Annotated in this window: 8 protein-coding genes and 2 pseudogenes; 7 read left to right on the forward strand and 3 right to left on the reverse strand. The window is 48.6% G+C overall.

Annotated elements, in window-relative coordinates; translation table 11 throughout:
* Window positions 1-46 precede the first annotated feature (46 nt).
* From D6C00_RS09965 to D6C00_RS09995, 7 genes and pseudogenes are all read left to right on the forward strand, one after another.
* Window positions 47-737: pseudogene (locus D6C00_RS09965) on the forward strand (TSCPD domain-containing protein).
* Between the two features lie 200 nt (window positions 738-937).
* Window positions 938-2002: a CBASS cGAMP-activated phospholipase gene (locus D6C00_RS09970; RefSeq protein WP_158675383.1), complete on the forward strand. Its 1065-nt coding sequence runs from the start codon at window positions 938-940 to the stop codon at window positions 2000-2002.
* 59 nt (window positions 2003-2061) lie between these two features.
* Window positions 2062-3174, forward strand: a complete 1113-nt coding sequence (locus D6C00_RS09975; protein WP_305000424.1) for a CBASS cGAMP synthase — start codon at window positions 2062-2064, stop codon at window positions 3172-3174.
* Window positions 3158-4858: a ThiF family adenylyltransferase gene (locus D6C00_RS09980; protein ID WP_125181589.1), complete on the forward strand. Its 1701-nt coding sequence runs from the start codon at window positions 3158-3160 to the stop codon at window positions 4856-4858. Before D6C00_RS09975 ends, D6C00_RS09980 begins: the two co-directional genes overlap by 17 nt.
* A 20-nt stretch (window positions 4859-4878) precedes the next feature.
* The gene (locus D6C00_RS16755; RefSeq protein ID WP_399361249.1) at window positions 4879-5301 is read left to right on the forward strand and encodes a Mov34/MPN/PAD-1 family protein; all 423 of its coding nucleotides are present in this window, start codon (window positions 4879-4881) and stop codon (window positions 5299-5301) included.
* A gap of 428 nt (window positions 5302-5729) precedes the next feature.
* Window positions 5730-6383, forward strand: coding sequence for a Cap15 family cyclic dinucleotide receptor domain-containing protein (locus D6C00_RS09990; protein WP_125181591.1), 654 nt, complete (start codon window positions 5730-5732; stop codon window positions 6381-6383).
* Between the two features lie 1983 nt (window positions 6384-8366).
* The gene (locus tag D6C00_RS09995) at window positions 8367-8930 is read left to right on the forward strand and encodes a DUF4145 domain-containing protein (RefSeq protein WP_125181592.1); all 564 of its coding nucleotides are present in this window, start codon (window positions 8367-8369) and stop codon (window positions 8928-8930) included.
* A 203-nt stretch (window positions 8931-9133) separates the two neighbouring features.
* Here D6C00_RS09995 and D6C00_RS10000 read toward each other — a convergent pair.
* From D6C00_RS10000 to D6C00_RS15765, 3 genes and pseudogenes are all read right to left on the reverse strand, one after another.
* Window positions 9134-10280, reverse strand: a pseudogene (locus D6C00_RS10000) (IS3 family transposase).
* 112 nt (window positions 10281-10392) lie between these two features.
* On the reverse strand, window positions 10393-11244 hold the full coding sequence (locus D6C00_RS10005) for an ice-binding family protein (RefSeq protein ID WP_125181593.1): 852 nt from the start codon (window positions 11242-11244) through the stop codon (window positions 10393-10395).
* A 117-nt stretch (window positions 11245-11361) separates the two neighbouring features.
* A complete protein-coding gene (locus D6C00_RS15765; protein ID WP_206609544.1) occupies window positions 11362-12075 on the reverse strand; it encodes a VPLPA-CTERM sorting domain-containing protein in 714 nt (237 codons plus the stop codon).
* Window positions 12076-12379: the final 304 nt, after the last annotated feature.

Here is a 12379-nt window from a genome sequence, read left to right on the forward strand (position 1 = left end):
GTTTCCGCTTCATTCTTCACACTTCACGCCTCACGGAGACCAAGCAATGACTGTCAAGATCGACAAGAAGATCGTGGACTACGGTGTGGTAAAGGAGAACGCGCCCGACGAGGCCGCTGCCGTGGGGAAGGAGGAGGACAAGGTCGTCCATCTCACCGAGAAGCTCGAGCGCCCGGAGATGCTGCTGGGCTCGACCTACAAGATCAAGACGCCGCTGTCCGAACACGCGCTGTATGTCACCATCAATGACATCATCCTCAATCCGGGCACCGAGCACGAACTGCGCCGGCCCTTCGAGATCTTCATCAACTCGAAGAACATGGATCACTTCCAGTGGATCGTCGGCATGACCCCGGATCATCTCCGCCGTGTTCAGGAAGGGCGGTGATGTGACCTTCCTGGTCGAGGAGCTGCGCTCGGTGTTCGACCCGCGCGGCGGTTACTTCAAGAAAGGCGGCAAGTACATGCCCTCGCTGGTCGCCGAAATCGGGGATGCCATTGAATGCCACCTGCGCATGATCGGCATGCTCAAGGATGAGGGCCTGGATGCACACCAGCAGGCGCTGGTCGAGGAGAAACGGGCCCAGTACGAGGCCGCGGTCAAGTCCGCGGAGACCCGGGATCCGGACGATTTTCCCGAAGGCGCCCAGTTGTGCGGCAAGTGCCACACCAAGGCGATGATCCAGATGGACGGCTGCATGACCTGTCTCAATTGCGGCGAGTCAAAATGCGGCTAAGCTACACAACAGGGTCCGACTGAGGGCCCGGTGTGGGTTTGAGCATAAGCTGCAAACGAGACAGGATAAGTTGCAAATCGTGAGAGTAATAAGTGCAAATAGTGATGGTTATCTCAATTGCTAATTTCGAAGAGTGATTATTCACGCGCCGCTTGGGCTAAAGCCCTGCGGCGTTTTTGTTTGGTGTTGCGGTGAATAGCTTGAGTTCAGATTTTGACGTAAAGCCTTTTCAGATATTGTCGCTGTCCGGTGGGGGCTACAAAGGTCTATATACGGCAAAGTTTATCGACTATGTCGAAGAGCATACAGGTAAACCCATTGGTGTACATTTCGACTTGATATGTGGCACCAGTGTTGGCGGTATACTGGCACTTGCCCTTGCAACGAGGGAGATTAAGGCCAGCACGATCGTAGAAAAGCTGCAAGAATTCGGACCAATTCTATTTACAGAAATAGAATTACCGGGCTTTTGGGGCTCTCCTGAGCGGTTGCCGCGTAAGTATATTGATCGAAAAGCATATGAGATGTTTGGCTTCACATTGGATCGCGGGATTGCCAAAGCAAAGCATGATAATACGGCATTGAAGCAAGGCCTTGAACAAATATTTCAAGACTTGAAGGTTGAAGATCTTAAAACTCGTGTATTAATCCCAGCGGCGAATTGGACAAAAGGTAAGCCGCAATTCTTCAAGACGCCACACAACTCAAAGATTATGGTTGATCCAAAACGCCGGTTGGTGGACGTGGCAATGGCGACAAGTGCGGCACCGATATATCTGCCAAACTACGAAATCGACAGCCAAGTATTCGTGGACGGTGGGTTGGTCGGTAATGCGCCTGGAATCTTTGGTGTTCACGAGGCGGAGCATCTGATTGACGACGATATCGATATAAACAACATACGTCTTCTTGCAGTTGGTGCTCTTTCGTCGCGAACGACCGCGAACCAGAGCGAAGATTTAGATCGTGGTATTGCCCAATGGGGCGGCAAAATATTCGACTTTATGATTGCGTGCCAAGAGCAGACCTCCCATTTTATGTTGCAGCATAAAATGGGCGATCAATACTATATGATTGATGAGCACGTCAGTACTGAACAAGATAAGGTCATCTCCTTGGATAAAGCAAACAAAGGAGCGACGAAGACATTACTTGGACTTGCCCAAGCCACTTTCCAGAAGGAGATAGGGGAAGAAGGGCTGTGGAAATTCATGGGTAATGCAGCGCCAGAACTCGACTTCAGGTCTCAAAGGGAGGCAGTGTAAATGTACAATATTAGTCCGCTCCTATATAAGTTCATGTCCAGCGGTAATTTTCGGATAATATTTCAATCTCTGACGATCAAGACGCGATGTTGAGAGCGGCTAGGAAGAAAGCTCGCCAAGCGATTCGCACGGCATTTACACAAGCAAGGAGCTACTTGAAGGGCGTAGAGGATGCTTCCGAATACGACATTGAATGGCTGTCAAAGATTCGGCCTAAATTTATGACGCAAGGGTCTTATGCCTATAAGACGTTGAATGCGCCTTGCTATAAGTCGCAGGAGATTGACTTGGACGATGGTGTTTATCTTCCGATGTCAATAATGAACACGGCACCCGAAGCTAACAAGGACTGGTTCTTCGCAATTGTTGATGGGGCATTGAGAGAGTTAGCTGAAAAGGAGAATTGGGAATTTAGTAATGAAAAGAACACGTGTGCTCGCATAATCATACCGGGCAAACAAGCTCACATAGATATCCCCTTGTATGCAGTTCCAGACTCCAGGCACGCTCACATGGTTGAGGCGATAGGAGACCTGAATGTAAAGCTGGGCGAGTTGCTATTTGAAAGAGATGGTCCAGAATTAAAGACTTTCTTGCTTGATGAAAACGAAATTTATCTAGCGACCCGCGATGAAGGTTGGAGGAAGTCGGATCCCCTTTTGATCGCAAATTGGTTTAAGCAACAAATTGGAATAAAGGGTCAAAGATTACGCCGCATCTGTTGCTTTCTAAAAGCGTGGCGTGACTATTGCTGGGAAGCGGGAGGACCTTCGTCACTCGCATTGATGATTTGTGCGGCTGAGGCATATCCGTTGGATGACCGAGGACGAGACGATTATGCACTTCTTGAGGTTGTAAAAACACTGCCGACCCGGCTTTCTGGGAAAATATATAATCCAGCTTGTAAATATCCCGAGGTCGTCTACCCCCGAGGGAATAGCGATCAAGCTGAAATCGTCGCATGCTCAAATCAGATGCTCAATGCCTTGCAGAGCGCAGTGAGCGGCTCTCTCGATAAAGCCGCTGTGGTTGATGCATGTATTACGCAATTCGGAAGAAGACTGCCGTGTCGGCCAGAATGGATCGATGTAATTACCAGTGCAGAAATCGTACGAAGCACGCCAGCCGTTTCTGTTAAGCCGGAGCGGATTCCTAATGCAAGGTCTGGGTGAGAGGGGTTACGAAAGGCATTGCCTGCCTCTTGTGCATAATTGGTTGACTGAAAATGGATTTGTGCATTTGCCCCAAGAGACGCGTCGTTACGCATACGATGGTGTGCTCCAGTGTAACGCCGTTGAAGTTCCGATTCGTTTGGAATTCTACGATTTAACATTCAAGTCGCTTCCGGAAATCTATCTTAGGCACCCTAGACCGAGAGAGCTGTGTCTCCCTCTTTCTCATGTCGATAATGAAAATAAGCTTTGTTACTTAGAGGCAGAAAGTTATCGTGCTGATCCGTATCACCCTGTAAAAACACTCGCGACTCTTATTGAGCAGGCGCGTCGAGTGTTGGTGGATTGTTTAACAGGCGCCAACGCTGATGATGTTGGTTATGAATTAAGTGCGTATTGGGGATTCAAGGATTTTGGGGTTGCCTTATCAAGGCAGCCTTCAGGTGCGCTCACAGAATTTAACCGAATCAGATATTTTAGTCCACTCGGAAATGAGCGCAATCTCGTTGTTGTAGGGACACGAGAGGAGATAGCTGAATATGTGCAGTGGCGAAAGGCTAAGGTTCGATATGGCCGGAATCTCAACGCTATCTGGCTCGATGTGAATTCTACAACGCTGCTTCCAAGAGAAGGGGGCTGGCCGCCTAATAATTTTAGGGCGTTTTATGATTGGTTAGATATAGTCGATAAGAGCGCCGCACGCACCCTGCATAGGATAATGGGGACCAAGGCAGGCTGCAATTCCCATTTCATTGTAGTTATTAATACCAAAGGTGGACTGGTCAGTATTGAAGTCATCTTGCCGCCGTCCCTATCTACTGCTACACAAGCACCGGGGCGCTTTAGGAAGATGTTGATGCGAGATGATGGTAGTCACGGAACAACCCTTATTCGTGGTAAATTTGACGATTTGAGCCCAAAGTATCAGACAGCGAGAAGTCTACAAGGTAGTGGCTTATCCGGAAAACGAATCGTACTAATTGGGTGCGGAACAATCGGTGGGTATTTGTCGCGTTTATTGGTTCAGTGCGGAGCTGGTTTGGGCGGCGAGCTCGTCTTATATGATGGCCAGTGGTTTCTGCCAGGTAATGTTGGCCGGCACTATCTTGACGGTGCATATACGTACGAAAATAAGGCCGAAGCGTGTCAGCATAAACTGGGTATAGAGTACCCTTGGGTGAACATTAGGGCTCTGTCTAAGGAATATATGTGGGGTGCTGAATCCGACAATGCTGACATCATAATTGATGCGACTGGGCGAGAGCCATTCTCTTTAGCATTAAACGAGGAAATGAACTGGCGATGCTCGAATGAATGGAGTACTCCGCCGATATTGCATGTATGGCTCGATGGAAATGGTCTTTGCGGTCGTACTCTCTACTATGATGGTACTGGTGGATGTTACCGCTGTTTACAAACCCGTGATGGAGAAGAGCGTTTTGAACCATTAATTAATTCTGAGGACCTTTCTCCGATGACGTATTCATGTGGTGAATCATATATCCCATTTCCGCCAAGTGCATCGGTACAAGTGGCAGGGTTAGCGCTTGAGTTAATGCTGGATTGGGCTGGGGGGAGTGTTGGATTTACATTCAGGAATCGTGCGTTTCATAAGAAAGCGCGGCGACATAAGGATCAAGTGCTAACCCCAATGAAATCATGCCCTGCATGCAGGAAGAATTGATCTTCTATAATGGGGAGCGGATGGTGCTTTTTGAAAAAAGCGTCGTTCAATCTATCAACGAATGGAAGCAAGTAGGCAATAGCCAGGAGGCGGGGGGGGTCTTAATAGGGTATAAGCGACCTCCCCATGTCCATATTGTCGCCTGCACTTTCCCTTATTCGCATGACTTGAGGTCGCGGCATAGATTTTTCAGGCGCGATCCTAGGCATGCGCAAACAGCGTTTGAGTATTGGAATAGAACATCAGGGCTAGCTTATTATGTTGGCGACTGGCATACACATCCTGTTGACGTTCCGACGCCATCTCAATTTGACAAGAGGGAGTGGAATAAGCTTTACAGTGAGCAAAAGACTCCAGAAGCTGTATTTCTGATAGTTGGTCGGGTGGAATGGTATGTCCAGTGGGGTCATACGCGACTGATTAGTCGGCATAAGTCAACATGAATCATATAAATCTATAGTCGGCATTAGGATGCCTTAGTCTCTGAGAAACGAGAAGTTGAAGCAAACACTAATACACATATTGCAGGAAGTGAAATGCCGCGCCAACCACGAATTTTCAGGAATTGGTGTGGTGTTTTATAAGCGTATAAAGGAGATTCCCATCCTGCCGCTTAGGGTGGATGAGCCAAATATTCAGGGAAGGAGTCTGGTGGAAAGTCTCGTATGTATATCTTCCATTAATAGCCCTTATCATGATGGATTTCATTTTATAAATACTGATTGGAAGCTAACTCATGTGGCGCAATATTTCTCACCGCCCATTGTGACGGGCATACACTTGGATCGCTCCCGATTAGTCGGCGGGCGGTACGTGGCGGCACTACTGGGCTCCAAAATACCTGATGTGATTATGACTGGTATAGTCAGCAATGAAACGGGTCTCAGTGTATTTGCTGAGGGGGAGGAAGTGTATTACGAGGGAAGGTATGATTAGCCTATTGCCGGTTGGTAGGGTCGTTGTGGTTATCGCAACCCTGTACGCTAGTATAACAGGGATGATTCTGTTGCTATCATATGATGCAAATGATAATGAAATATGGAGTGCTATTAGGGCATCACTAGGTTGGTCTGGAATCATAAATATTTTTCTTATTGGGTTCGTGTATGTTGGTTGGGAATACTTATGGAGGCGGTTTCCCATACTAAATCAGATATTGTACCCAAACTTGAATGGTGTTTGGGAGATGAAGATATACTGGCAGTGGGGAGATAAAACAGGTGAATCTGTTGGTACTGCCCATATCAAACAGAACTTCCTCAGGCTTAGTATGGAGGTGGTTGCACAGGATTCGGAATCAGAGACGCTAATGGCTAAACCAAAAAAGGATCCAGAGTCAGGTCGTCCGATGTTATTCTACATGTATAGAAGTATTCCGAAACATGGTAATGGAACTGATACGCAGACATTCGATGGTGCGGCAATCTTAAAAATACATCATCTTGATAATGGAAAGCTCTATGGGAATTATTTTACAAACCGATCTACGAAAGGGCATTTTGAGCTAAATAAGTGCCATGAATAATATTGTTGGTCAGAGTTAGAGTTGCACAATTGAATGGATAAATACGCTGCATTCTGACCTGCAAGATTGCCCGCCCTTAGACTTTCTTTCAACGGAACCTGATAGCTTAGTCGTACCTGATACGCTGTTGCGCATAGGGAATGTGAACAACGCCTGAAACAGTCAGCTTCCAGCACAAAGCGGAAGTCAGCGAAAAGGGCTGTTTCAGCCCACAGCGGTCCTTGGCGATCAGTGTAACAGCCGGATCTTAACAGTAGACTCCCGATAGCAGACATTAAGCCACCCAAATCTGGGGAGCTTTAACTGAAACCCCATAGGCTATTCGGAGGTGTCACGAAAGTCTGGAAAGTATCTCTAGGCGGAAGATTCTTAGGTGATTGATTAATCGATAGAATCGGTGATATAAAGAGGCTTTTCTGAAAATGTATAACGAGGCAGAAGATCTCGTTAAAGCACGTGTTTGCTTTCATGATGGATGAGCCCGCATACATTTATAGTTCGGACGCGCATCACGCCCGCGCCAAGGATCTGTTGGGGAGCGGAAGGCCGGATGAAGTGTTATATGCAGCTTTAGAGCTGAGGTTGGGGGTAGAAGCGCGCCTTAAGGATTATCTGGGTGCACAGGCCCACGTGTCGAAAGCAAAAAAAAACTGATTGGAGAATCGCAAACCTAGGGAAGAGCATAGAAGCGGCGTTTCGAACTGGGGACAAAATACTAGCTGTAGAAGTTGAATGTTCCGAACTAGAACAAAGCTGCACGCTAATGTACACCCCAGTATCTAAAACACTCCAAGATATTGCTAGTCGGGTCGGGGATTATCTTCATTTCCCGAGGAGTCGTTCGCAACCTTGCGGCCGTTCTTGGGCGAAATTCCGTTCTCAAGTAGAAAAAGGTGTGAACCTTCTTTTTCTGGCAAATCAAGGCGAGCTATTGGGTATTCCCTTGGTTCACAAGGATACCGGTCAATTGAATATTCAAGTCCGCCTCAAGGATGGTGACCTAGAAAGGGGTTCCTCGCTACGCTTGAAGAGAAGAGGCTTTCCCATAAGCTGAAGGTTACCTACTTGGAGCCAATAGGGGAAATACTGCATTATGAAAGCTAACCAGTGTGTCGAGCACGACTCACAAATTCGCTTCGCTCATTTGCGCACGCCTCATTCAGATCGTTATACCTACTGATAATTAATATGCCAACTAATGCAGAGCAAGCAAGATTATTAGCGAAAAACAGTACCGACTGTTCGTTTTTGCTTACTCACCTTGTTCGTCAAGACGATGGGCGTACTAATAAAGAGGCTAGAGAAATACTTGAGTCTATACTTGATATATCCCATGCGCCATCAAGTCCTACACTAAACGCTTCAGCGACTGGGTGGTATGGGAGCGCATCCTCTGCATATATTTTTAATCCGAATACCGGCGCTCTTGACGGTGCAATAAATAATCGCGCTGTTTGCTTTACCGAAAGCACTCTATCTGGCCTAAAAGCACACAGGGACCTATTTAAAGTCAAGTATGGGCTAGCATTTGATCGTGATCTCCTTTTCAACAAGGGCGCTAACCCATGCCTGAATATACGAGAATCTATTATGAGATCAACCACTACTTTTAATGGTGATCCATATCCAAGGTCTATCTATAACTTTATCCCAACTAGACTACAACCTTTTGTAAACATTATCACTGACTCATTCGATGCCACTCATGAAAGAGAATGGAGATATCCAGGTGATCTTCAGTTTAGCTGGGATGAAGTTAAGTTTATTTTTTGTCCCGAGAGTGCGTTCTCGATATTTGAGGTTGCGCAAACTAACGCACAACCATGTCTATTTGATTTGGCTTGGCTAGATCGTGTGTAGGCATAACATATCACCCCAGCCGGACGGCTTCGCCGTCGCTGGCCTCAGACGCTGTGTTTCCCCAAAGCCAAAGGATGTCCAGTGCTGATTGAATGTCCCACCTGTGAAGCAAAGGTTCATGCCATGGTACTCGCTGAGAAAGAGTGCCCCCCAAACGATTACGTTGAGCCGCACAAGTACGTTTTTATGGAGTGTCCAGGTTGTAGCGGAATCCTTCTGGGATATTCGGAATATGCGATGTTTAGCCCAACCGAGGAAGGGTGGGCTGATCCGTCCAGGCTTTGGCCGGAACCACGTGAATACTTTGATATTTGCATTCCTAGTTTAGTGAGAAGGTCTCTGGAAGATGCGCGAAAATGCTTCCAAGCCCGAGTCTATACAGCAAGTGCGGTAATGTGCGGGAGAGCCATTGAAGCGATCTGCAAAGATAAGACTAATGAGAAAACTCTTCACAAGGGCTTGAAGAAATTAAAAGTCGATGCCGTTATAGATGATCGGCTTTACAGTTGGGGCGAAGCCCTTAGGAAAGAAAGGAATATTGGGGCTCACGCGTCTGAAGATACGGTATCAAAGCAAGATGCCCAAGACATATTCGATTTCGCGAAAGCCATTGCTGAGTACGTCTACGTAATGGCGGAGAAATTCGATGCCTATGAACAGCGAAAGCAGAAGAAAATGAAGACATAACAAGTGGGTCAAATCGATCCCGTTGGTCGCTGGGACGCTACGCACCACTTACCCTAATCGTTGAATGTCTGCTTTCGAGGTTTTAAATATAAAATTGAGGCGGGTCGCTATGCCCGCCTGGAATTACAAATTCGCCATGACCGCAAATGGTCGAGAACCGCCGCCTGAGAGAAAATCAGGCAAATTGAATCGCCCCGGATTTCCTAGACACTCCCGAGCCGTTCGGTAGTCTGCTGTTCGAACTGGACCGGCGATAACTCCTCGTTGTAACCGTGGCGCCGCCGGGTGTTGTAAAACAGCTCAATGTAATCAAAGATATCGGCTCGCGCCTCATCACGCGTGGCATAGATCCGCCGCTTGATCCGTCTCCGCTTCAGCAGCTGGAAGAAGCTCTCGGCCACTGCGTTGTCGTGGCAGTTGCCACGCAGACTCATTGAGCAGATCAAGCCATGCTCCTTGATGAAGTGCTGTCACTCGTGGCCGGTGTACTGGCTTCCCTGGTCGGAATGGATGATCAAGCCCGGCTTGGGCTTGCGCCGCCACACCGCTATCAGCAGTGCCTTGAGCACTAGGTCGGCGTAGATCCGCGACTGCATCGACCAACCCACCACTTGGCGCGAGTAGAGATCCACTACCACTGCCAGATATAGCCATCCCTCATAGGTCCGGATCATGGTGATATCGGTCACCCAATCCTGGTTCGGTCTCTCCGGGTCGAACTGCCGATCCAACGTATTCGCGGCGTCCATGGCAGGCTATGCCGGCATAGTGGCTGCGGCGCTTGTTGTAGCCGACCTCGGCCTTAATGCCTGCCAGTCGCATAAGGCGGTAAGCACGATGCTTACCGCAGCACTCACCCAGCTCTCGCAGGTCGCTTGCGGTAACCATACACGCAGCCGCTTTCCAGCCACGACTGCTTCACCAGTCCCGTCTGTCGTCGATCCTCTTGCGCCCGAGGCGACAGCGGCTCCTTGAGCCATGCATAGAAGCCACTGCGGTGCACGTCCAGCACCCGACACATCGTGCGTACACGGAATTCCTGCTTGTCGCTTCGAATAAAGTCATATTTCACCCGGACTCCTTGGCGAAGTACGTTGCGGCCATTTTTAGGATGTCACGCTCCTCCGTAACGCGGCGCAGCTCAGCCTTCAGGCACCGCAGCTCGCGCTGCGCTTCATCCAACTCCTCGTCTTTGGCCTGCTTGGGCCCGAACTGTTTCAACAACCAGGCGTACAGACTGTGCATGGTCGCACCCAGCCGCTGAGCCACCTAGGCAACCGGATAACCCCGATCCGTGACCTGGCGCACCGCCTCTTGCTTAAACTCATCTGTGTATCGTTTTCCACTCATTGTTCACCTCGTTTTCAGCCATCATAATATGGCTCGGAGGTGTCTACCAGAACCAGGGCGATTCAGGGGGATTGCCCTTGGCCTACGTGAGCACACAACGGCTGAGTGTCATCTAACTTGCGTTCTCATTAGTAATCTTACGACGTGAAATACCGACCATACCCAGCAGACCGGAACCAAACAACCACAGCGCAGGCGGTAGGGGCACCGCGCTGAAACCAGCGCTACCGAAGTCACTACGTGAAGTACCGCCATCGAAGGCATTACAATCATTGGAAATAGTATTGGTATCCATCGTAACACTTGCATTTAGCGCCAGAGCTCGACCACACAGGATTTTGGCACTGGTGTTCAGGGTGATGGACTGGTCCGCGATAATGTTGCCTGCAAACATTGTGTCAGTACCGAGGGTAGCTGAACTACCAACCTGCCAGAATACGCCTGTATCCGTACCGCCGTTGAGCACGTCAACCACCGAGTTGCTGGCCGTCGTGAGAGTGCTGCCTATCTGGAAGATAAACAGCGCGTTGGTATCGTTCATAGCGTCGAGAGTAAGTGTGCCTGTCAGTTGCGCAGTCGAGTCAAAATTATATACCCCAGGTGAAAGCGTACCTATGGTGCCCAGGTCCTGCCCTGTCAGGTCACTGGAAGAGGCCATTCCCCCCAGAGCATTGAATGCATTGAGAGCATCTTGCTGAGCCTGCTGCGCAACTGCATCCGTTTGATGAACCGTTCCGGTAAGACTGATGCTACTCAGACCTGTGATCGAGCTTCCGGGATATACTCCGAGATCTCCGTGTATCGTGGTCGATCCGGTATTGGTCACCGACTCTGCGCCGATGACAGCGAAATCCTTTGCCGAGCCGAGGATTGATGCTGCATGGGCAGAAATGGTCCCGATGGAAAACACTATAAAAAACGCTGCCTTAAATATTGAGCGGCCGGGGTTATTGAATTCACTCATTTTACATCTCCTTGATAATGGTGGTGTCCTTTCCTGGAAAGGACAGGGTTTGTTTCACTTGCTCGAAAAATAAGTTGCTCACACTACGACTCTGCTGTCTCTAATGCGGGTGAATCTTTAGCATGCCTTGCGCCGTGCAATACCAACGAGACCAAACAGGCCGGATCCGAATAACCAGACTGCCGCCGGCACCGGCACCGCCTCCACCGGCGCCTGGTTAACCATAATCCCGAGCGTACCTTCTTTCTTCTGGATAAAGGCAATGTCACCAGAGGTGGTCGTACTTGCCAACAGATTATTCTGTAGTGTCACGGTCACCTTGGTATCAGCACCCCAGTCCGAGGTGTTGTTAAGATCAATCAAACCACCCAGTGACCAGTTCGTCAGGGCACCACTGGTGTCGCCCAAAGGTCCGGCTGACCAGATCGAATCGCTTGAGCAAGCGAATAATCCGCACATGGTTGTATGACTGATGATGTTAAAATAGGCGCTTGCATCCACATCGGCTGATGGTGCCCCGCGCAGCCTGTAATCGCCTTGTTCTTCCAGACCAAAGGTGTCCATGATGAACGCCGAATTAGTCGATTCGACGATTAAATTCAGGGTATCGGTTGCCGCATCGATTCCTGCGCCATCGTACGACTCGGCCAGAATATTCTCAGGGGTGAAAAAGATACTGCTTCCGACAACGGTGCCATCACCGAACAGGGTCGAATCATCGAAAGTAAAGCTGACATCTGTTCCATGCTTTGTGATCATTGCCGCCTGAGAGACTGGACACACCAGCACTAATGCTGCCAACACAGGTAGACTGATTGGACTGAATTTCATAATTCTTCTCCCTTCTAAAGTCGAACCTGACGTATAGTCATATACATTACATCTATTTAACGCCCTTTCATGAAATCCCTCCATAATTAATTATTGAATATGGTACGGACAATAAATCAGAGGTCTGTGCGGTATCTAACATATAGTCATATACATGACATCTATTTAACGCGCTTTCATGAAACCCCTCCATAATTTATATTTGAATATGGTACGGACAATAAATCAGAGGTCTGTGCGGTATCTAACATATAGTCATATACATGACATCTATTTAACGCGCTTTCATGAAACCCCTCCATAA

Source organism: Thiohalobacter thiocyanaticus, from assembly GCF_003932505.1.
GTDB lineage: Bacteria > Pseudomonadota > Gammaproteobacteria > Thiohalobacterales > Thiohalobacteraceae > Thiohalobacter > Thiohalobacter thiocyanaticus.

What these genes read in the sequence shown, in the direction of transcription:
- D6C00_RS09980 (WP_125181589.1), top strand. Translation starts at nt 3,158, where the DNA reads ATGCAAGGTCTGGGTGAGAGGGGTTACGAAAGGCATTGCCTGCCTCTT.
- D6C00_RS16755 (WP_399361249.1), top strand. Translation starts at nt 4,879, where the DNA reads ATGGTGCTTTTTGAAAAAAGCGTCGTTCAATCTATCAACGAATGGAAG.
- D6C00_RS09990 (WP_125181591.1), top strand. Translation starts at nt 5,730, where the DNA reads ATGAAACGGGTCTCAGTGTATTTGCTGAGGGGGAGGAAGTGTATTACG.
- D6C00_RS09995 (WP_125181592.1), top strand. Translation starts at nt 8,367, where the DNA reads ATGGTACTCGCTGAGAAAGAGTGCCCCCCAAACGATTACGTTGAGCCG.
- D6C00_RS10005 (WP_125181593.1), bottom strand. Translation starts at nt 11,244, where the DNA reads ATGAGTGAATTCAATAACCCCGGCCGCTCAATATTTAAGGCAGCGTTT.
- D6C00_RS15765 (WP_206609544.1), bottom strand. Translation starts at nt 12,075, where the DNA reads ATGAAATTCAGTCCAATCAGTCTACCTGTGTTGGCAGCATTAGTGCTG.